21 protein-coding genes are annotated in these 20,854 nt (G+C 54.4%); 10 read left to right on the top strand and 11 right to left on the bottom strand.

The window, feature by feature from the left end; all coding sequences use genetic code 11:
* Nucleotides 1–170: 170 nt before the first annotated feature.
* Nucleotides 171–536: a hypothetical protein gene (locus tag EKM90_RS10170; protein ID WP_125582273.1), complete on the top strand. Its 366-nt coding sequence runs from the start codon at nt 171–173 to the stop codon at nt 534–536.
* Nucleotides 537–689: 153 nt separating this feature from the next.
* Here EKM90_RS10170 and EKM90_RS10165 read toward each other — a convergent pair whose 3' ends face one another.
* The gene (locus tag EKM90_RS10165; RefSeq protein ID WP_125582271.1) at nt 690–1,349 is read right to left on the bottom strand and encodes a hypothetical protein; all 660 of its coding nucleotides are present in this window, start codon (nt 1,347–1,349) and stop codon (nt 690–692) included.
* 218 nt (nt 1,350–1,567) lie between these two features.
* Complete coding sequence (gene dapF, locus EKM90_RS10160; protein ID WP_125582269.1) at nt 1,568–2,557, bottom strand: diaminopimelate epimerase; 990 nt, start codon at nt 2,555–2,557, stop codon at nt 1,568–1,570.
* Between the two features lie 145 nt (nt 2,558–2,702).
* Between dapF and lysA the strand changes: the two genes are divergently transcribed.
* Both lysA and EKM90_RS10150 read left to right on the top strand, forming a co-directional pair.
* Nucleotides 2,703–3,992: a diaminopimelate decarboxylase gene (lysA, locus tag EKM90_RS10155; protein ID WP_125582267.1), complete on the top strand. Its 1,290-nt coding sequence runs from the start codon at nt 2,703–2,705 to the stop codon at nt 3,990–3,992.
* 65 nt (nt 3,993–4,057) lie between these two features.
* A complete protein-coding gene (locus EKM90_RS10150; protein ID WP_125582266.1) occupies nt 4,058–4,621 on the top strand; it encodes a class I SAM-dependent methyltransferase in 564 nt (187 codons plus the stop codon).
* A gap of 52 nt (nt 4,622–4,673) precedes the next feature.
* Here EKM90_RS10150 and EKM90_RS10145 read toward each other — a convergent pair whose 3' ends face one another.
* Nucleotides 4,674–5,411: a TIGR02452 family protein gene (locus tag EKM90_RS10145; protein ID WP_125582264.1), complete on the bottom strand. Its 738-nt coding sequence runs from the start codon at nt 5,409–5,411 to the stop codon at nt 4,674–4,676.
* A gap of 119 nt (nt 5,412–5,530) precedes the next feature.
* Here EKM90_RS10145 and EKM90_RS10140 point away from each other — a divergent pair, with 119 nt between their 5' ends.
* From EKM90_RS10140 to EKM90_RS10130, 3 genes are all read left to right on the top strand, one after another.
* Nucleotides 5,531–6,919, top strand: a complete 1,389-nt coding sequence (locus EKM90_RS10140; protein WP_125582262.1) for a hemolysin family protein — start codon at nt 5,531–5,533, stop codon at nt 6,917–6,919.
* Nucleotides 6,920–7,215: 296 nt separating this feature from the next.
* Entirely contained in the window at nt 7,216–8,616 is a 1,401-nt protein-coding gene (locus EKM90_RS10135; protein WP_373301051.1) for an MDR family MFS transporter, read from the top strand.
* The gene (locus EKM90_RS10130; protein ID WP_125582258.1) at nt 8,613–9,107 is read left to right on the top strand and encodes a DUF4811 domain-containing protein; all 495 of its coding nucleotides are present in this window, start codon (nt 8,613–8,615) and stop codon (nt 9,105–9,107) included. The genes EKM90_RS10135 and EKM90_RS10130 overlap by 4 nt, the downstream gene beginning before the upstream one ends.
* A gap of 49 nt (nt 9,108–9,156) precedes the next feature.
* Here EKM90_RS10130 and EKM90_RS10125 read toward each other — a convergent pair whose 3' ends face one another.
* The 4 genes from EKM90_RS10125 to EKM90_RS10110 all read right to left on the bottom strand — a co-directional run bounded on the left by EKM90_RS10125 (nt 9,157) and on the right by EKM90_RS10110 (nt 13,194).
* On the bottom strand, nt 9,157–9,843 hold the full coding sequence (locus tag EKM90_RS10125) for an ABC transporter ATP-binding protein (RefSeq protein ID WP_125582256.1): 687 nt from the start codon (nt 9,841–9,843) through the stop codon (nt 9,157–9,159).
* 19 nt (nt 9,844–9,862) lie between these two features.
* On the bottom strand, nt 9,863–11,302 hold the full coding sequence (locus EKM90_RS10120) for an ABC transporter permease (protein WP_125582254.1): 1,440 nt from the start codon (nt 11,300–11,302) through the stop codon (nt 9,863–9,865).
* 112 nt (nt 11,303–11,414) lie between these two features.
* Entirely contained in the window at nt 11,415–12,776 is a 1,362-nt protein-coding gene (locus tag EKM90_RS10115) for a DHA2 family efflux MFS transporter permease subunit (protein WP_125582252.1), read from the bottom strand.
* 1 nt (nt 12,777) lies between these two features.
* Nucleotides 12,778–13,194 (bottom strand): MarR family winged helix-turn-helix transcriptional regulator, encoded by a 417-nt coding sequence (locus tag EKM90_RS10110; protein WP_125582250.1) that lies wholly within the window; start codon nt 13,192–13,194, stop codon nt 12,778–12,780.
* Nucleotides 13,195–13,435: 241 nt separating this feature from the next.
* On the opposite strand from EKM90_RS10110, the gene EKM90_RS10105 reads away from it, so the two are divergent.
* Both EKM90_RS10105 and EKM90_RS10100 read left to right on the top strand, forming a co-directional pair.
* Complete coding sequence (locus tag EKM90_RS10105) at nt 13,436–14,857, top strand: DHA2 family efflux MFS transporter permease subunit (protein ID WP_125582248.1); 1,422 nt, start codon at nt 13,436–13,438, stop codon at nt 14,855–14,857.
* A gap of 105 nt (nt 14,858–14,962) precedes the next feature.
* The gene (locus EKM90_RS10100) at nt 14,963–15,778 is read left to right on the top strand and encodes an HAD family hydrolase (protein WP_125582246.1); all 816 of its coding nucleotides are present in this window, start codon (nt 14,963–14,965) and stop codon (nt 15,776–15,778) included.
* Nucleotides 15,779–15,848: 70 nt separating this feature from the next.
* On the opposite strand, the gene EKM90_RS10095 is transcribed toward EKM90_RS10100, so the two are convergent.
* The 3 genes from EKM90_RS10095 to EKM90_RS10085 form a co-directional block, all read right to left on the bottom strand.
* Entirely contained in the window at nt 15,849–16,322 is a 474-nt protein-coding gene (locus tag EKM90_RS10095) for an S-ribosylhomocysteine lyase (protein WP_125582244.1), read from the bottom strand.
* Nucleotides 16,323–16,364: 42 nt separating this feature from the next.
* The gene (locus EKM90_RS10090) at nt 16,365–17,492 is read right to left on the bottom strand and encodes a vitamin B12 independent methionine synthase (protein WP_125582242.1); all 1,128 of its coding nucleotides are present in this window, start codon (nt 17,490–17,492) and stop codon (nt 16,365–16,367) included.
* Nucleotides 17,493–17,830: 338 nt separating this feature from the next.
* Nucleotides 17,831–18,739: a hypothetical protein gene (locus EKM90_RS10085; protein ID WP_125582240.1), complete on the bottom strand. Its 909-nt coding sequence runs from the start codon at nt 18,737–18,739 to the stop codon at nt 17,831–17,833.
* A 179-nt stretch (nt 18,740–18,918) separates the two neighbouring features.
* On the opposite strand from EKM90_RS10085, the gene nrdI reads away from it, so the two are divergent.
* A complete protein-coding gene (gene nrdI, locus EKM90_RS10080) occupies nt 18,919–19,383 on the top strand; it encodes a class Ib ribonucleoside-diphosphate reductase assembly flavoprotein NrdI (RefSeq protein WP_125582238.1) in 465 nt (154 codons plus the stop codon).
* Here nrdI and EKM90_RS10075 read toward each other — a convergent pair.
* Nucleotides 19,371–20,252, bottom strand: coding sequence for an alpha/beta hydrolase (locus EKM90_RS10075; RefSeq protein WP_125582275.1), 882 nt, complete (start codon nt 20,250–20,252; stop codon nt 19,371–19,373). The two genes, nrdI and EKM90_RS10075, sit on opposite strands and share 13 nt — an antisense overlap.
* A gap of 139 nt (nt 20,253–20,391) precedes the next feature.
* Between EKM90_RS10075 and EKM90_RS10070 the strand changes: the two genes are divergently transcribed.
* Nucleotides 20,392–20,844, top strand: a complete 453-nt coding sequence (locus EKM90_RS10070; protein ID WP_164507944.1) for a MarR family winged helix-turn-helix transcriptional regulator — start codon at nt 20,392–20,394, stop codon at nt 20,842–20,844.
* The last annotated feature ends 10 nt before the right edge of the window (nt 20,845–20,854 follow it).

Genomic DNA, 20,854 nt, shown 5'->3' with positions numbered 1-20,854 from the left:
TTCAAGCAGTCCAATCCGCACTGAACCATCGTCCCAGACGTATTCTGAACTATCTTCGCCCATGCGATTACTACCGATGCATGGCGTAACAGACTAGACCACTATCAAGAATTCGTTATCATCGTTGCACTTGACTTGAAAATTGAGGTAGAAAAAAGGGAGTGAAAACAATGAAACTTTATCAAGGGTTAACTCAGGTTCAAGTCAACGATACACTGGCGGATGATGTGCCGAACTTCACGATCAAAACCGAATTGGACCGGCCATTGAATTTCGCTCCAGCGACGCTTTACCACTACATCGACAGTGTGCTTAAACCTGGTAGCCGCCACGATGAAAACAACCTGCGCTACGTCACCGATGCCGCCTTTATCGGCGAGAATTTTGACTTCACTAGCATCCCTGAAACTAAGGATTACACCGACTTCGAAGATAAAATGAAATTCACTCGCAACCTGGTGGCCGATCTCAACCGCCACGTTGCCGTCAATATTGACACCAAAGCGAATGAATTCCAGTTGGTCTTCGTCGACTAAAAAAGGCTCTATTATCTGCAGTACACATAGAACCCTTGATCATTTTTTGAATTCATCAACGATGGCCTGCTCCCGTTTTTCAACTGGGGCAGGCCATTTTTTGTCATAGAAATACTAGTTTAATTGAGCCCATCAACATTGCCAATCATCAGCTTATTGCTGGGTCATGCCATAGGTGACGTTGCCACCAAAATCATTTTTGACTACTGTCCTCCAATGGAAGCCACTCGCGTCTACTGTGAACGGAATCGTGACGCCGTCAATCATGAGACTACTGTCAGAGAATGAATACGAGACACTAAAGTCCGTACCCATTTGGTGAACTTTGGCACTCGATGGGCCGATAAAGTTGATGGTCTTGGTGCCATCAGCGTTAATATTCTGAGGTGCCACCCCAGAATCCATTGCCGTTTGGATATCTCCACCATTGAATAGAACCGGGCTCCAGGTAAAAGTTTTGCCAATCAACGATTGCTTCGCCTTTGCGAGGTTGGCTGCGGCCTGTTGTTGCGCGGCGGCAACTTTCTCCGAGCTGGCCGCGGCAGCAGATGAAGCGGCCGCAGCGGACTCTGAGGATGCCTTGGCTGCTAAAGATGACGAAGCTGCCTTTTTCGCCTTCTCTTGCTTAGCAGCCTCTTTCGCTGCTTTCCGGCTCGATGCCTTCGCGGTGGCTTTCTTATCCGCCTTAGCCAACGAGGAGTTGGAACTGTTATCGCTGCTTTTACCGTTTGCTTTGCTGCAAGCTGCAACGCCAAGCACAACGATGGCCATGGCGACGGCCGTAGCCAATTTCGACACTAAACGCTTCTTCATGACTTTCCCTCCAGAGAATGGTTGATGCCTTCATTATACAAATCAGCACGACACCATATGACGTTGGGGAAAGTGTTTCTGGTGCGTGAGGAGTTCAACGTCTGAAGTCACTTATGCGCTCATCTATCCCACACATTCAGGGCTGGTCTTTCGAGATTGCTTACGCTAGCCGGGCAGTTTAACTGAGCATGTAAATGACAATCAACGCCTTTTCAACGTTAACGCGTAGCGACCAGCCGGTATGGTAATTGCTTGACGAAAGCTTGATAGGCCGCTTCCTCGCCGGTTGAAGCCACCTGCGCGCCGGTGAACTCGCCAGCTGCTAGCGCTGCATCCGGCACGTCGATCAAATCTGTCACCGTAGCATTACCGATCAGCTCAATCCAGTAACTCCCATTCGCCTCATGCACCACGGTTTGCACCAGGCCACCGGGGTTATAGACCGTGTTCAGCTGATCGAAATCGGTTTGGTCTGAAGTCAAGGCAAAGGCCAAGCTGGTAGCGGCCATCCCCGTCCCGCAAGCGTTAGTGAAGCCCACGCCACGCTCATAGGTTCGAGCAAACAAGGTGTGCGGGGCTTCAATCGTGGCAAAGGTGACATTGACGCCTTCAGGGAAATACGGATTCGGGGCATTCAGCCGCTGGCCAATTGCGCCGATTTTATCCCCGTTCAACTCGGCTTCTGGCACGAAGGCAATCAAGTGTGGATTGGGCACTGCCACTGCCGTGAAGTGTAACTCTGGGTCGATAGCGGGCAAGACTTGATCGATGATTTTCGTTGTGTTCAGTTCGGCAAACGGCAGCGCTGAGGGTTCGAAGCTGACCGGCGAGATTTCCACACTGTATGCCGGTACTTGCGGCGCAAGGTCAGCCTCGCGGTGCACTGCTAGCTTGGCTTCCGCGGTTTGAACGGTAAACTGCGGCTGGCCGGTTTTCTCGCCTAAGTAACGCGCCACGGTGCGCAGGCCATTCCCACACATTTTGGCGTAGGTCCCATCAGCGTTGATCACCGTCATCCGGCCTGCCGCACCAGGCGCATCATCCACCACCAGCACCCCATCGGCGCCGCCTAACAACCCGGTTTGGTGGTCGGTGATGCGCTGGGTGAAAGCTTTGAGCGTTGCAGCAGGAAGCGGCTGGGCCAGCGTGGTTTGATCGAGTAAAAAGAAACTGTTTTCCGAGCCGTGGACCTTGCGCAATTCTGCCATGATTGACCTCCATGAGAAAATACTAAGTGAATTTTTAACGAATTGTAGCACAACCTGCACGGAATTGCCATAATGGCCTTGACCCTCAACCTTCAACTAGACTAGACTGCTAGTCAAACGCGCATGTTCTCAAGGAGGAGCTCACATGGACATTACCACTAACGCAGCCGGTCATCTCACCATTGGCGGCTGCGACGCCTTAGCTTTGGCGAAGGAATTCGATACCCCCGCTTACATTTATGACGTCACCGCGATTCGTCAGCAAATTCGGGCCTTTGCCGCGGTGTTTGAACAACGTCAGGTGCCTTATGAAGTCAGCTATGCCAGCAAAGCCTTTGCCACAGTCGCGATGTATCAAGTCGCAGCGCAAGAGCATTGCCATGTCGACGTGGTCTCCGGCGGTGAGCTTTACACGGCTTTGAAGGCAAACTTCCCAGCGGCCAACATTTCGTTTCATGGTAACAATAAAAGTGAAGCGGAACTCAAAGCGGCCCTGGCGGCTGGCGTTGGCACCATTATCGTGGATAATTTCTACGAGCTCGCCTTGCTGCAAACCTTGCTCAAGGCCACGCCGGCGAAACAGCAAAATATCCTCCTACGCTTAACACCAGGCATTTCGGCCCACACCCACGCGTATGATCAAACTGGCCAAACCGACAGCAAGTTCGGGTTTGACCTCGAATCCGGGCAAGCCAAGCAAGCCGCCAAGCTGGCTTTAGCCGCGCCGCAGCTCAACTTATTGGGCGTTCACGCTCATATTGGTAGTCAGATTTTCGAGGTGGCCGGTTTTCAAGCCGCGGCCACCAAACTCCTGTCGGTGCTGAAGGCTTGGCACCAGGACTTCGACTTCACGCCGCAAGTGCTGAATTTAGGCGGCGGCTTTGGCATTCGCTATACCGATGGCGATGACCCCTTGCCAGCCGCGGACTTTGTTGATGCGATTCTAGCTACCCTGCATTCCAGTCCTTTACCTTTCGCGCAGCCGGCCATTTGGATTGAACCCGGCCGCTCGATTGTCGGACCAGCGGGCTATCAGCTATACCGGGTCGGCAGTCGCAAGGACGTGCCAGGGTTGCGACCCTATGTGGCCGTTGATGGCGGCATGGGCGACAATATTCGGCCCGCTCTTTACCAGGCTAACTACACCGCAGTCAAAGCCGCCTCGCCGCACGCCCCAGCCATCGAAACAGTGCACTTGGTTGGCAAATACTGCGAATCCGGCGATATTTTGATTGATGAAGCGCCGCTCCCGCCGACCAAACCTGGCGATGTGATCGCCGTGTTGGCGACTGGTGCTTACGGCTACTCAATGGCGTCCAACTACAACCGTAACCCGCGGCCAGCCGTGGTTTTTGCCGAAAATGGCCAAGCGAAACTGGTGGTGCGCCGCGAAACCTATGCTGATTTGGTGCAAAACGACCTGTCTTATCTGTAAGCCCTGGCCGGCGCTTTCCTGGCTGGGCCAATTCCCTTATAATAGATGTGAAAGGTCGTGCTGAGATGGAACCCTATCCGCAAATGAAACCAGAGGCTGCCACCCTGCCCACAGCGAGTCACGAACCGCTGTGGCAGGTGCTGCAGGCCAAAGTACCGCCGCTGGCTGGGGCCCGCGTACTAGCGCTGCATTGTCATGATGGCGCCTTTTGCCGCGCGGCCATTAACGCTGGTGCCATTGCCGTTTTAGGCGTGGATCATGATGGCACTGCCATTAGCCATGCGCGTGATTTGGCCAGTTCGGATCGGCTACGGTTTCGCATCATGCCTGATCGCCGCTATGATCTGCTCACTGGGCCTTACGATTTGATTGTCGGACCGTTTAGTTTACCTACGGATGACCTGCGCCGCAGCTCCCATTTGCTCGCCAAACTGTTGCGGCCAAATGGGCAAATGCTGCTGGCCGTGTCCGGCGGTCAAAGCGACGGTCAGGTGCGCAGTAAGCTATCTTCTTGGCTGACGGTCACCGAATGCTTCCGGCCCAAACAGTCTGAACTGGCTGGCAGCCTCATCATCATTGCCCAGCGCGCCAAAGCCGCCGGGAACCCTAAGGCCCGCCGCCAACATTAAGTCATCAAACGCGCCTTGGCGCCGCCAGCTTGGCGGGACCAAGGCGCGATTTTTATTCACCAAGGATGGCTTGAAAGGCCGCGAAGGTCCGCCCAGCCTGGTCGTAAATCGAGAAAATCACGTCGTCAAACGCTCCGGCAAATTCAGGCCGCGTCAATTCTTCCCGGAAAATCGTGGCCACTTGGGCGGCTGGATTAGCGAACACCCCAGTCCCAAAGGCGCCTAAAATGATGACCCGCGCACCATTGGCCTTGAATGCGCGCAGAGTTTGGCTGATTTTCAATTGCAAATCCGGCCCTGTTTGTTCCGCGGTCAAGCGGCGAAACGAGCTGCGATTAGGCGCCGCCACCGTCACCACATCCACGAAATGATTGGTTAACCGTTGCCCATTTTCGCCAAACATTTGCCGCACGTGGGCGGAGTAAATCAAACTGGCGCTGAACAGGCCGTGATGGGCGTCCGCTCGGTTGGGCGCGTAATAGGTCGCTTCAAACAGGCGCAGCTGCGGCAGCAGGTAGGTGCATTTGGCGATGCTTTCTTCCTGGGCCTTGGCGCCATATTCCACCCCGCCGCCAGGATTGGTGGGGCTGGCGAAGTTCATCACCCCAATGTGGCCGGTAGCTTCGCGCATCGTTTGCACCACATCCTGATTCACCAGCCGCCAGCGCACCGGCTGAACGCCAAGCGGCGGCGTGGCCGGCATGCGGGCCGCAATCAGTTGACTATGCGGCCGGTCAGAATCGGTGGCGTATGCGGCTAGGACTGCTTTTAACATCTGTACTTGATTCATGGGTTCCTCCTGAGGCGGCTGGGCGGATTTTTTGCTGCTTTCACCGCCGTCGCTCATATCCAAACGAAAGATGCTACAATATACCCATACTGAATTGATTGAAATGGGGAATTAGAAAAATGGCAAGTGGCCAAGTCGCCTCTAATTTGCTGGTCATGGTCGTTACCTTTATCTTCGCTGCGTTCTTCGTGGCGGCGGAATTTGCGTTGGTGCAAAGCCGCCCGAGTGCGCTAGAAGAAATGATTGATAACGGCGAAGGCAACCGCGCCAAGCTCAAACGGGCGCTTAATATGGTTCACCGGTTAAATGAATATCTCTCGACCACCCAAGTTGGCACTTCGGTGTGCGGCATCATTTTGGGTTGGATTGGGGAAGAAACCGTTGAGTTTTTGCTGATCGATTTGATGCAACTCACCCATCTGCAACTACCGCAAGGCGGGCTGCATGCCGCCGGCGCCGTGATTGGCGTGTTGATTTTGACCTACTTAGAAGTCGTCATCACCGAAATCGTGCCGAAGAACATCTCCATTGATATTCCCATCAAAGTGTTAATGCTGATTGTCACACCGCTGCACTACTTCCACCTTGCATTCTATCCTTTTGTCTGGCTGCTGAACACCTCCGCCAATGGTCTGGTGCGCTTGATGGGCATGAAGCCAGCGGATGAAGGCAACGAAGCCTTCTCGCAGGCCGAAATTCTGAACTTATCCAAAGCCGCCGTCACCACTGGCGACATGGACCAAAACGATGTCACCTACATGCAGCGCGCCTTTGATTTGAATGACAAAACCGCGCATGACATCATGGTTGATCGGACGTCCTTGGTGGTCATCAACATCGAAGCCACCGTGCATGAGGTCATCCGCGACTACCTGCAGGAAGGCTACAGCCGCTTCCCCGTCGTGGCCGATGGCGATAAGGATAAGGTGCTGGGTTACGTCTACATCTACGATCTGGTTAAGCAGGCGCAAGTCGATGACACCGTGCGCGTGTCCAAACTGCTGCGAGCGATGATCACGGTGCCTGAAGCGACGCCGATTCACAATATTTTGCAACAAATGATTAAAAAGCAGACCCCGATTGTGGTCGTCGTCGACGAGTATGGCGGCACTTCCGGGATTGTGACAGACAAGGATATTTATGAAGAATTGTTCGGGACCGTCAAAGATGAAATCGATGACGTCTCCGATGAATACATCATCAAAACCGACCAGCCAAATGTTTACAAAATCTCCGGTAAAACCACGCTTTATGATTTCGAACGGTTCTTCCACACGAACCTGCGCCAGTTCCAGGAATCGGATATTGTCACCATCGCCGGCTTTTTGATGGAGGACCATCCAGATCTGCGCCGCAACGATTCAGTGGTGATTGACCGCTTCAACTTAACCGTCACCGACTACAGCCGCGGCTTTGCCAATTGGTTTGAAGTCACGGTGGGCCCTGAAATTCCGCGCACCATGGATGTGGATGGCGACGGTGAAGAAGAAGATTTGCCGCAACAATAAGCACCAAGCAAGGATGCTGACAGGCGTCCTTTTAGTATGCGAAAATAAAGATGAAAATAGCAATGAAAGCTTACTACCGGCCGTTTTCATTTTGGCGAGCTGGCCTTGAACCAGTCTTGTTTAAAACCAGGCACGAGCCCGTCAAATCGGGCTTGCCTGCTGGTAGCCCACTAGCCCTCACTAAAAATAAGTGCTAGAATAATTCTTTGTAATTTCATAATGAAAGGACTGAAAATGTGAATCAGCCAACAGATGTTAACGGTAAACCGTATAACCGCAACTTGTTGGTGATCACCATGCTGATTGGGACGTTTACGACTTTTCTGACGCAAACGATTCTGACCACTGCGTTTCCCACTTTGATGCGTGACTTTAACATCAATGCCAGCGCAGTCCAATGGTTGACCACCGGCTTTATGCTGGTGATGGGAATTATGATTCCTGTTTCCGCGTGGTTGCTGAGTAAATTCAATGTCAAATATCTTTATATGACAGCGATCACGATCTTTTTCTTAGGGACCTTGCTGTCGCGCTTTGCGACCAGCTTCCCGATGCTTTTGACCGGGCGCCTCATTCAGGCCATGGGGGTCGGCATGTCGGCCCCGACTTTCCAAACCGTAATGTATTCCATTTTCCCGCCGAGCCAGCGTGGTTCGGCCATGGGGATTGCCGGTATCGTCATCGGCCTCGCCCCAGCGGTGGGACCAACGCTTTCCGGCTGGGTGCTCCTTAATCACGGCTGGCGCTCCTTGTTCTCAGTGATTTTGCCGATTGCAGCGCTAGTGCTCTTGCTGTCTGCGTATAGCATGCGCAAAGTGCTGCCTACCACCAATCCCAAAATCGACTTCTTATCGGTCGTCGAATCCACCTTGGGTTTTGGCTCGCTGCTGTACGGGTTCTCAAGTGTCGGTGATGCCGGCTGGGGGTCGCCGCTAGTGCTAGGCACCTTGCTCTTCGGGGCCATTGTCGTTGGTTTGTTCGTCCGGCGCCAGTTGCACCTCGAAAAACCGCTCCTGGAGCTGCGGGTGTTCCAAAGCAAATCGTTTACCCTGTCCGTGATTTTGACTGCGGTGGCGTTCATGTCCATGGTCGGCGTCGAAATGGTACTGCCGATGTACATTCAAACCATTCGCGGTCAAAGTGCCTTCCACTCAGGGCTGATTTTGCTGCCTGGGGCCATCATGATGGGAATTATGAGCCCCGTCACCGGCCGCATTTTTGACCGCATCGGCGCCAAACGTCTGGCCACTTGCGGCTTGTTCTTGTTGCTGGTGGGCACCTTCCCGCTGATCACGTTAACCGCTGACACCCCAATTTTGTTCGTCACGGTGCTGTACACTGTGCGGATGTTCGGGATCACCATGGTCACCATGCCGGTCACCACGGCTGGCATGAACAGTCTGCCGAATAACCTGATCAACCATGGCACCGCCGTCAACAACACGATTCGCCAGGTTGCGGCTTCCATCGGGACGGCGATTTTGGTTTCCGTGTTGTCCACGGTCACCAAAGGTCAAACCCCGGCCAGTGCCTTGGCCAAAACTGACCCAATCGCCTTTGCCCGGGCCATGAACAATGCTACCGTGGCCGGTTATCGCGCGGCCTTCGTGGTATCGCTGATCCTGGCCGCGCTAGGGTTCGCCTTGTCGTTCATGCTAAAGAAAGACCCCATCGATCAGGGAGGTGATGCGCAGTGATACTTGCCATTCTAGTGCTCGCCGCCTTCTGTTTCTTCTTGGTCGCCGTGCTCGCCCCGCGCGGACGCGCCCGCAGCGGCTGGATGGGCGCCTTGGCCCTCATCTTGATCGCCAGCGTGCTCGCGATTGCCGCTAATGACCTCAGCCATTTCGGACTAAAAACCGTCACGACCACGACGACTCAGCGCATTGCCGGCGTCAAAGGTAACTCGCTGTTAGTGAAGCCGATTGGGACGAACGGTAAAAACCAGGTCGTGGTGTATCGGCCTAACCCGCTGAGTAACAAAACCGTCACCGCTAAACCCGGCGTCACGACAACCGTTCAAATCAAGCGCGGTCAAACGGCCACGTTGACCATCAAAACCAAACAGTTACGTTATCAAAACACCTTCTACGCCTTTTTGTTTGCCTGGTCGGGGCAAAACCAGCAGACGCTGCATCGTGCTTATCAGTTCACGGTGCCAGTCAGCTGGAAACTCGTGCAGAAGTAACGCAAAAGCTCTCCCTGCCAAGCGGCAAGGAGAGCTTTTTGTTCACAGTTTAGGCGGGCTGCGTTGCCAGCGCCGGCTGTTTTTCCCAGGTGAATTCTCGCTTAGCGAGGCGCAACACGCCGTCGCACTGGGCGGCCACGGTGGGTTCATGGGTGACGATAATCACACATTTTTGCTGTTCATGGGCAATCTGGTTGAACAAAGCAATCACTTCATCGGTGTTGCCTTCATCCAAGTTGCCGGTAGGTTCGTCGGCGACCACCAGCGGGGCATCGCACACCATGGTCCGCGCGATGGCGACCCGCTGCTGCTGGCCCCCGGACAGGCGTTGGACGTTTTGGGTCATTTGCTGGTCGGTCAACCCCAGTTTGCGCAGCATTCCTTTGGCAAACTCGCGGTCGCCGCGGTGTTCGGCTTTCGTAATGGCCATGGCGGTCATTAAGTTCTCCAACGCCGACATATACGTGAACAGGTTGTACGCCTGGAACACAATGCTGACCTTGCTTTGCCGGTACTGGGTGAGGCCAATTTTGCGAATATCGACGCCTTCAATCAAAATTTTGCCAGCTTTGGGCGTATCTAGGCCGGCCAATAACGACACCATGGTCGTTTTGCCGGAACCCGACTGACCCACGATGGCGTAGGAGTGCCCAGCGGTGAATTGCAAGTTCACGTCTTTGAACAAGTAGTCTTCTTCAACGGTGTACCAGTAACTTAAATCTTCAGTCGTTAACATTGTTGGCTCCCTTCTCCGCTTATTGGATCAGAATGGTCTTCGGTTGCAGGCGCAAAATGCCGGCGGCGGCAATTAAAATCGCAATCAAGATAATCGCCAGCCCTAGGCCGAACAACAGGAGAATGGCTTGCGGTGTCACTTTCACGGCCAGCTGGGTTTGTTTCTGCTGAGCGGCTTGCGTCCGCCCTGGCATCTGCCCTGGCGTGCCGCTCTTGCTGGTGCCTGTGCCACTGCCGCCAGGTTGTCCGCCTGGCCCTTGCATCCCTTGGGTGCTGGTTGTGGTCGTTTGACTGCTGATGACTTGCGCCGCGAGTTTGTCGCCGACGAATTTACCGCCGGCGCTGGCAATGCCGACACCAACCAGCAAGATCACCAACAATTCAACGAAGAACTGCGCAATGATTTTGAACCGCCGTTCCCCTAGGGACAGCAGGATGCCAATTTCATAGCGGCGTTCTCTGATCATCAAGATGACAATCAAGGCTAAAATGATGGTTCCGGCAATCGCGACCAGCCACACGATTTTATCCGCAAAGCTGGTGACGGATTGCATCGACGCTTTCACCATTTGGTAATTCTGATCATCGGCACTCAGGCTGAACTTACTGGAAATCAGCTTGGAAGCTGTCTTCTTCACGCTGGCCACCTTGCTTGGGGTGCTGACGGTGAAGACCACCGAATCGGCCGTGTTGGCATACTTGGTGCCTTTAATGGTATTGGCCAAAGTGTAGCTGGTGTAAATCGTATTCGCTGGGTCGCTGGCCATCGGCCCCATCGAAGCGGTGGCGCTACTCTTGGCTTTGTAGATGCCGACAATTTTCAGCTTGTAGGTGCCGCTACCACTGGTCTTTTTGACCGTGATGGTGTCACCAACACTCAGGCTATCGGCTTTGGCCAGTTCACTTTCGATGACGACATTTTGGGTGCCTTCATCTGCGGTGGTTAAACCGCGGCCTTTGGTAATCGTGTAATTGCCTTGGCTAAATTCACTGCTGCTGGCAGTGCTGGAGACCCCAGCCACCGTAATGTCGCCGCGGCTGCTATCCTGGCCCCCTGGCCCCTGACTGGAGCTGGTGGTGCTGACCGCGTCAAAGCTCTTGGCATTGACCGAGGTCGAAACACTCACCGTGTAGCTTTCAACGCCTTGCAGCGCCGCAATCTTCTTGGCGGTGCTGAGTTTGACTGGGCTCATCGATAAGGAAGGCTTTTGCCCGCTCGTCCCTGAGGGCGGGGTGCCGCTACTGCTGCGCATCGCCTTAAACGCCGCCTCCCGGTTGGCGCTCAGGGTTAAGGTCGCCCCGATGCTGGCTTTGGCATTGGTCGTAGCTTGATCGGCGGCGGCTTTAATCAGCAGCCCCGCCATGACGAATAACATAATGGCAGACGTCACCAAGACCAATAATAGCGTGCGGCCTTTCTTGGCAATCAAGTTCAACCATGCACGTTTCACAAAATTCATCGCTTTTCGCTCCCATCTGAACTATTTGTCACAATGACTAAGTTCAGGGTACGGAGCAAATGTGAGAAAGTTATGAAGTGATTAGGTTGAAAAAACGGGTAATTCTAGACCTTTATTGCCGGCGCAAGGTCCAAGTCAACTGCAACCAGGCCACCACGGCCAAGCCCAGCAGGAACCACAGCGCCCACTGACTGCCCAGCATCGTGCCGCCAATTTGGCTGCGGCCCGCTTGTCCGCCTGCCACGATGGCTGAGGCAATGGCTGTCCCCAGCGCCGCGGTGAACTGCTGCAGAGTATTCATGATGGCATTGCCATCGGCTTGTTGCTGCTTGGGCAGCTGGGCTAAGGTCGTGGTCAAAATGTTGCCAAAGGCTAAGCCGACCCCAAACATGAACAGCACATAGCACCAGAGCACCTGCGCATCGCTGAGCGGCATGCCACTGAGGACAAACACCAGCATCCCCAAGAGCACCACCGTGACGCCGCTGATAATCGGGCGCTTCGGACCAAAATGATCATACAGGCGCCCACTGATCGGCGCGAGCACCGCCCCGATCGCGGCCCCAGGTAGCACAGTCAACCCGGCAGCCAAGGCCGAGGCTTGGTTAACCAATTGCAGGTAATTCGGGAGCACAAATGACAGCCCCAAAGCCATCATTTGAAAACAAACGAAGGCGATGGCAAATTGAGCGAATTTCTTTTGCTTGAAGGGTGACAGATCCAAAATCGGCTGGTCCTGGTGCCTTGAGCGCAGCGCAAAGGCACTCAGCGCCAGCGCTCCAATCACAATGGCCAGCACGCTGACCAGCACGTTTTCGCCGCTAATGGTACTGACACCATAGATCAACCCGGCAAAGGCCAACACCAGCAAGCCCACACTGAGTTTGTCCAGACGGCTCGGGGCCAAGGCGCTCTTCTGCAGAATGCAGGTCCAACCCAGGCCGAGGGAAACCAGCAGTACCGGCAACAGGAAGACAAAAATATACCGCCAGCTGAGATAGGTGGTGATCAACCCGCCAAACGTGGGGCCAATCGCCGGCGCAATCCCGGTGATCAAGGTCCCAACCCCCATCATCATGCCAATTTTAGCCGGAGCGACTTGTTCCAAAATAATGTTGAACATTAAGGGTAGCGCAATCCCAGTCCCGAGGCCTTGCACGGCGCGCCCAAGGAGTAACACCCAGAACGCTGGCGCCGTAGCATCCAAAATCAGGCCCAGCATAAAGAGCAAATTGGCCACCAGGAACAGCTGGCGCATTTTAAAGCGGCGCTTCAAAAACGCCGACAAGGGAATGACAGTGGCCACAATCAACAGATACAGCGTGGTCAGCCACTGCACGGTGCTTGTCCCGACATTAAATTCACGCATCACGGTAGGAAACGTGATGTTCATCGCGGTTTCCACAATCACCCCGCTGAAAGACAACAAACCGGTGGCGAAAATCGCCCCCATGACTTTACGTTCATTACTCACTTTATTCGCTCACCTTTCGCCAATAAGCCAACATCTCACTGAACTGCGCCCGCGCCGCTGGCGAAAATGCCGCGACGAATGCCGCTTGTGAGCGCTGAATATAGGCCGACGTGGCTTCCTGCAGCGCCTGGCCTTTCGCCGTCAACGTCACTTGCTTCTGCCGGGTATCGCCTGCATAGCGCTGTTCCACAATCAAGCCGCGCGCCGCCATGCGTTTGAGCAGCCCGGTGGCAGTCGAACGCCGAATAGCAAATTCGGCTTCAATGTCCCGCTGCAAGCACACAGCCGGCGCGTGGACAATAAAGTCAAGAATCGACATCTGCGTGCCAGTCAGGTCAAACTGCTGGGCATAAGCATCCATGTTTTGGGTCATATGATTAGCCGCCAGCTTGATCGAACGGCCATAGTTTTCTATCATCTTTATCCTTCTTTCGTTAGCACGCTAACGTTTAGTTTAACACGATTTTCAGAAAATAGTTGAAAAACTTTCGCCAAACCGGTATGATAATCACTCGTTGGGCATCTGCCCTAAACAGAACAAATCGCAGCGTCATTCCGCCTATTATGGCGCTGCCAAGTCCCTATGGCCAAGCCATGGGGACTTTTTTTGCCCCGGCATGGCCGGTTCTGTCATCATTAAACGTAAGGAGTTTTTACACATGGAGTTATCACAATCATTACCTAAAGCGCGGGTGCAAATTGCCCATCCCGCTTTAGCCATGCTCGGTCTCATGATCGGGTCATTCGTTGGCATGTTTTCCGAAACTGCCTTGAACATCGCACTGCCTAGCCTGATGGCGGCTTTGAATGTGTCGCAAGGCACCATCCAATGGCTGGTCACCGGCTACATGCTGGTTATCGGCATCTGCATGCCGCTGTCGAGCTTGTTGTCCAAGCGCTTTGCCACCAAGAAAATCGTCTTATTCGCGCTTGGGGCCTTCGCCTTGGGTGCCATCATCTCCGCCACCGCTAGCGTCTTTCCAGTCGTCTTGATTGGCCGGATGATGCAGGGCATCGGCACCGGGTTGATTTTGCCACTGATGTTTTCAGTCGCGATGCAAATCTTCCCGCCGCAACGGCTTGGCACTGTCATGGGGCTCGCCGCACTGGTCATCATGTTTGCCCCTGCCATTGGTCCCACCGTCATCGGCATTTTGCTTGGCGTCGCCTCTTGGCATGCGATTTTCTGGTTGTTCGTCCCATTCTTGGTGGTCGCCTTCATCTTAGCCGCCATTGCGATGGACACCGCCTTTGAACAAAAAGCGGTCCCGGTTGACTGGCTGTCAATTCTGCTGTCAACCATCGGCTTTGCCGGCATCGTCGTCGGCACTTCCATGGCCAGCGACGCAGGCTGGTTGTCCGCCCGCGTGCTATTGGCCTTGGTCGTCGGCATTGCGGCTTTGGCGGCTTATGCTACCCGCCAGTTGCATGATCAGGCCCCGATGCTGAACCTGCACGTTTTCCAAAACCGCGCCTTTACCACCGGTACCTTGCTGGTGATGCTCGACTTCGGGGTGATTTTGGCTTCCATGTACCTGCTACCTCAATACCTGCAACGGGTCATGAACCTGCCAGTCGCCATGGTCGGGATTGCCATGCTGCCAGGGGGCGTGGTCAACGCTTTGGTCTCCGCGGTGGCTGGTCGCATGTATGACCGCTTCGGCGCCAAATGGTTGACCCGCGGCGGCTTCATCATCGCCATGCTAGGCGTGTTGATCTTGCTGATGACCAACGCCGACAGCTCATTAGGGCAAGTGATTGCTGGTCATATTGTCTTGATGATTGGGGCGCCTTTAGCCATGTCCCCAGCCCAAACTTACGGCCTGAACTCTTTGAACGGCGCTGAAAGTGCTGACGGTAGCGCGGTGCTCAACACCCTGCAACAAATCGTCGGCGCCGTCGCGACTGCGGTGGCAACGAGCATGTTGGCCGTTGGCGGCCGGCAAGCCGCCGGTGCGGCTGGTTGGACCATCGGCGCCCACTACGGCTTCATCTTCGTTTTGATCATTGCCGCTGTCGCGTTCGTCATTTCTTTTGGCATTCGGGGCAAAGTTCAAAGCCAAGATGTACCGGTTAAATAATCTTTAAAAGCGGTGGTAACACCGCTTTTTTATTGCCGAAAAGGCCTTGTTCCTGCCTGTGAAAACGCTTAGACTGAAGCTAATCACGGATAAAGGAAGGTCATTATGTCGCCTTATGCCATTTTTATGGACATCGACAACACCATTGTCGGGCCCAGTCAGTATCCCTCCAAACGGACGGTAGACACCATTGCCAAGTACCGCGCGCAAGGTCATCGCTTCTTCATCGCCAGCGGCCGGCCACTGTTTTCCGCCACCGAAATGGCGGATCGCATCGGCCCGGATTTGGACATTATTTGCTCCAACGGCACCATCAGTCGCGTGGATGAAAAGCTGGATGTGCAGCATCTCACCCCCCGGGCACTGGAAGGTATTTACCGGGTGGCGCATGAGTATCAGCTGCCGCAGTACTTTTTCACCCAATCTCAGGTGCTGTATCTGCGGCCGATGACCAAAGGCATTTCTGAAGATAGTCAGGTGCGCATTGCGGGGGAAGACCCGAACCATTACGTCGCCATTGACTCGGTCGAGCAGCTCAAGCGCTGGTCAGACCGTATTATCAACGCGATTGCCTTCGATCAAGACCCGGCCAACTTGGCCAAGGCGCGCGTTGCCATGGCGCAAGTCCAAGATATCGATACCTCCAGTTCTTCGCCGGATAACATTGAGATTACCGGCCATGGCATCAACAAAGCCACCGCCATTTTGCGGGTCTGCGAACGGCTCAATCAGCCCATGGCGCGCACAATGGCCTTTGGCGACGGCAGCAATGATTTGGAAATGCTGACCACCGTGCATTACGGTGTCGCCATGGGCAACGCCAACGCCGAAGTCAAAGCCGCGACCAAGTTTCATACCCTCGACATCGATCATGATGGCGTGGCGGCTTTTCTTGACGACTTCTTCGGCGGTAAAGCATAGTCCGCCTAACGCAAACAGCGCTTCGCTCATGGTACGAGCGAAGCGCTGTTTTGATTCGGGTAACCTTATCTTAAACCTCGTGTCGTTCAAACGGTTGGTCGGAGATCCCCCGGCTCAGAATCAACTTCGCCCATTCCTTAGCAGAAAAGAGGCTGTGATCCTTGTAGTTCCCGCAGGACTCGATGGTCGTGCCCGGCACATCAGCCCAGGTGATCTCATTGGCAATGGCTTCAAGACTGGACTTCAAAGCCTTAGCGACCTCAGTGGTGCTGTGGGTGCCCCAGGTAATCAAATGAAAGCCGGTGCGGCAGCCAAAGGGTGAACAGTCAATCACGCCATCCAGCCGGTCGCGCAACAAGCTCGCCAGCAGGTGTTCGATGGTGTGCAAGCCAGCCGTATCGATGGCGGCCTGGTTGGGCTGCACCAACCGCAAGTCATAATTGGAAATGACATCGCCTTGGGGCCCGTGTTCCTCGGTAATCAGCCGCACATAAGGGGCCTTCACTTTTGTGTGATCCAACGTAAAACTTTCAACTTTTGCCATGTGAAAATTCCTCCTTATTCTCTTGCTACTTCTAGTGTAACGCTACTTGGCCCAAACCTCGGCGGCAATTTCTTGCACTAATTTGAGCTTGGCCCACTGCTGCGCTTCTGTTACCTTGTTGCCTTCCGCCGTTGAGGCAAAGCCGCACTGGGTGGATAAGGCGAGATGATCCAGCGGGACAAAAGCCGTTGCCGCCTGAATACGCGCCTTAATCGCGGCCGGGTCTTCCAACTCAGCAAACTTTGAGGTGACTAGCCCTAGCACAATGCGCTTGTGGTCATCGTGATTCCACAGCTTGGCTAGCGGCGTAAAGTCTCCGGCGCGGTCATTGTCATACTCCAGGAACAGGCCGGCGTAAGGCAAGTCCTTGATGTAATCCGCCACGTACTGATACCCACCGGCAAACAGGTAAGTTGACTGGAAGTTGCCGCGGCAAATATGCGACGTCACGGTCAAATCTTTTGGCAGCTGGGGCAAAATTGCCGCCAGCACGCGATGCGCGCGCTCCGCCAGTTCGACATAAGGCTGTTTGGCGGCTGCATCGTGCTCATTTTCGCGCAGGTTTTGAATCAGAAACGCCCAGTTCGTGTCATCAATTTGCAAGTAGCGGCAGCCCAGGTCATAAAAATGCTGAATGGTCGCCACATACGCAGCCACCACCGCGGCTTCGTAATCGGCAAACGTGGCATAATACTTCGCCCAGTTGTCGCTGCGGTGATCGCGGAACAGCAGCGCCGGGCTGGGAATGGTTTGCTTGGCCAGCACGCCCGCCGGCACAATTGATTGCAGGTAGCTGAAGGCGGCGAAAAACGGATGGTCTGGGTTGTAGCTGAGTTTGCCAGTTAACGTGACATTCGCCGCAGCGTTGATATCACCTTTGAAGTTATGCTCATACGTGGCATGCTTAATCTCATCGATGCCATTAAGCCCCCACAAGAAGTCTAAGTGCCAATACTGGCGCGAAAATTCGCCATCGGTGACGGCTTTGAAGCCTAACGCCACCTGCTGGTCAACGACGCGTTTAATCTCCTGATGCTGCACCGCCAGGGCCTCGGCGGCGGTGATGTCGCCGGCGGCCAAGGCGGCTTGGGCATCTTTGAGGGTTTGCGGGCGCAGTAGTGAGCCAACTAAATCAGCGCTGAATGGAATTCTATCTGTTTGTGCAGTCATGAGTATTTCCTCCTTGATGAGCCACGTGCTGGCATGAAAAAAGCCCCTTGATTCGGCAAAATGCCAAATCAAGGGGCGAAAACTCGCGGTGCCACCCTTGTTCCCGAGCCAAGCTCGGCTTAAGTACCTGTTGATACTCGGCGGGGTAACGACCGCAATCGGACCAACAGCGTGAACTGAAGGTCAGCTATTTGGAGCTCATTTTCACCAATAAACGACGGCCCCTTTCTCACCAACCGGGTTCTCTGTCCGTCGCGCCTTGGCTCTCTTCTCCGCAAAGCACGTGATATGAATAAGGTCATCTTATGGCCTTATTCTCATAATGTCAACATTCTTTTTTAATTTGAAGCCGGCGTGCGCTTCTCCCGCAGCCGCAGCAGCTGCCCCAAACCGGCCATCACGAGGCCCACAATGGCGACAATCCCGGCGACATGCTGCCACACTGGCACAAACTGAGCCTGCATTTGAAGAATGACCGGCGTGCCAACGCCGCTGAGCTTGATATAAGGCGCAAACGCAGGAACCGCTGCGAGCAAGGCCCCTAGCCCAGCCAGCAAGGCAATCAGGTAAGTAATCCGGCCGCTGACGCGTAGCCACCGCGACCAGCTGTGACTGACGGCGCGCATGACCAGCAGCACGATCACCGCTAGGATGCCACCGACAATCGCCGCGGTTTGGGTAAATAGCGCAAACATCGGATAGGCTAACCCAATCCCATGCGCCATCATAGTATCCAAAATAACCTGGTTAAAATGTTCCTGCACTGCGGCCTTCACCTGCGTCCGAATCGCGGCAGGATAGGCCTGTCCTTGCTTTGACAGCGAGGCGGCGGTCCGCTGATCGATTTCTTTTAGCATGGGGGCTAAGGTCAGTTTGCTGGCCGAATCCGGATTGGTACTGATAAACGCCCAATCAATCGCTTTGCTCTTTTGGGGCACTTGGCCAAAGTTTGCACTGACCGCCAGCCCGGTGCGCAGGCCGCGGGCCAGCATCTTCTTGGTCACGAGGTTGCCTTGCGGAACCACCGGTATATCTGCGCCGGTGGCCACTTTGACCGCCGAAGCCGTGATGGTCTGCTGAAAACTGGTCAGACTCGCCGAGTTGGTCAGCGCTCGCCGCATCTGCGTTTCCCGGCCAAAAGTCAACGCAAAGCTGAGGCCCACCCCAAAGACGATGAGCAGCACCGTATAAATCAAACTGAATAACCCCAGCCAGCCGCGACTGACCCCCGTGTATTTTCCTCGCATGTGTGTGCCTCCGTTCCTCTCATTATACCTGAACCACCGCGATTCTGCGACCGCGTGAGCCACTGTATCTGGTAGTGCAAGCCAAAATCTTCACTACCGGTGGTGGGTGCTTTCGTGGTAAAGTTAGCGTAACAAAAAGCGGCAGTCGCCACCGACTGCCGCCGCAAAGGAGTCCCTTCATGATTAATTTACTCTACATCTCAATTTCCGGTAATACCCGGGCCTTCGCCCAGCGTCTGGTGCGCTACGCCGAGGCGCAGCATGAGGCTGATTCCACGCAACCACTGATTCACTTAACAGAAATTTCTGACGCCTCGCAGGCCGAAGGGGAAACGGCACCTTATTTTGTGATGATTCCCACCTACCTGGACGGCGGCAATGGCATCGATAATGGCTTCAATGAACTCATGACCACAGCCATGGGTGATTACATGCGCGAGCCTGGCAACGCCGCGTGGTGTCGCGGAATCATCGGCTCAGGCAATCGCAACTTCAACGAACAATACTGCTTAACCGCCAAAGAATACTGCCGTGAATTCGACGTCCCATTTTTAGCGGACTATGAACTGCGCGGCAACGATCCGGATGCCCAGCGCATTTATGCCATCTTAGTCCAAACCAGTGAGGCCAATCAGGCGAAATAACGATCAATCCAGCCAATCACGCGCTGTCGGTACTCGGCTGGCGCTTTGGCCAAGCTCTGGGCATGTCCGGCTTTCGGGACCACCCAGAGCTTTTTTGGTGCACTGGTGGCGGCATACTCGCGATGCACCATCGCCGTGGGCACGAAGTTGTCTTTGCCGCCATGAATGAAGAAAATCGGCCGCGTGTTGTGATGCAAGGCCGCAATCGTTGACGCCTGAAAAACGTTGTATTTTGCTTTCAGGCTGGCCGTCAAAGCGACGGTTGGCACCAATGGGTAGCGCGGCAGGTGATACATTTCTTTGGCTTGCGCGGCCAGTTCATCCATGATGCTGGTATAGCCGCAATCTTCAACAATGACTTTGACCTGACTGGGCAGCTTTTCGCCGCTGAGGTACATCACCGTGGCCCCGCCCATGGATTCGCCATACAAGGCGATTTGGCTGCGACTGCCCACGCGCTTAATGACTTGGTTCAGCCAACGCAGGTAGTCGCCCCGGTCTTGGTAGCCATAGCCGATGGTGTTGCCCGCCGATTGGCCGTGGCCGCGATCATCTGGCGCCAGCACATTAAAGCCGGCGTCATGAAAGAGCTTGATTTGACGGGCCATTTTTTCCTTGGTACTCATATAACCATGCGCCACCACCACTGTTTTCAACGTCGGCTTGGCCGCGGGGACGTAATCCGCCACTAACTTTAAGCCGTCCGGGGTCGTCTGCTGCCAGGTGGTTTTGGTCGTCTGGGCAAGCCAGTGCTGCGCCTTGGCCACCGCGGGACTGGTGGTGTGACTCAAAAAGGTCTTACGACTAGGCACAAAGGCGAATTGGTAAAAATAAAGCGAAGCGCCGGCCAAGCCGCCACAAATGACCATCCCTAAAGTAGTTAAGATGATTGTCCATTTTCGTTTCAAATTTCGGCCCCCTATTTTATCTATATTGGCACGGGAAAGGTTTGGCGTCTATCGTTATTTGAGATAGACTAACGGTATCGAGACAATAAGGAGCATGGGTATGGAAGAACAAAGACTGCGCCGCGAATTCATTAATATTTACTTCACGACGATCAAACATATCGAAACTGAAATTTCCAGACCGTTGACCCAATTTCGGTTATCTTTTGAACAATACCAGATTCTGAACGATTTGGCGACTCATGAGGTGGCCACGCTCACTGATATTGTGGCCAAGCGGCATGTTACCAAGCCCGCCATCGCCCGCCAGCTGCGGGTGCTACGCGACTTAGGGTATGTGACCCAGGCCTCTGACAATGGCGATCACCGCCGCCGGCTGCTCCAACTGACCCCACTGGGCAAGCGGGTCGAAGCACAAGCCAGCGCCTTGAGCAAAGCCGAATTTGATCGTTGGGTGGCGATCATGGGCGAAGACAAGCTACTGGATCTGCTGACGATGCTTCAAACCGCCAGCGAATTACTGTTAGATACGCCGGCGCCAACCACTAAATAAGCAATGAAAG

Origin of the sequence: Lacticaseibacillus suibinensis, from assembly GCF_003946175.1 — a bacterium.
Lineage (GTDB): Bacteria > Bacillota > Bacilli > Lactobacillales > Lactobacillaceae > Lacticaseibacillus > Lacticaseibacillus suibinensis.
This window is presented reverse-complemented; position numbering and strand designations above follow the sequence as displayed.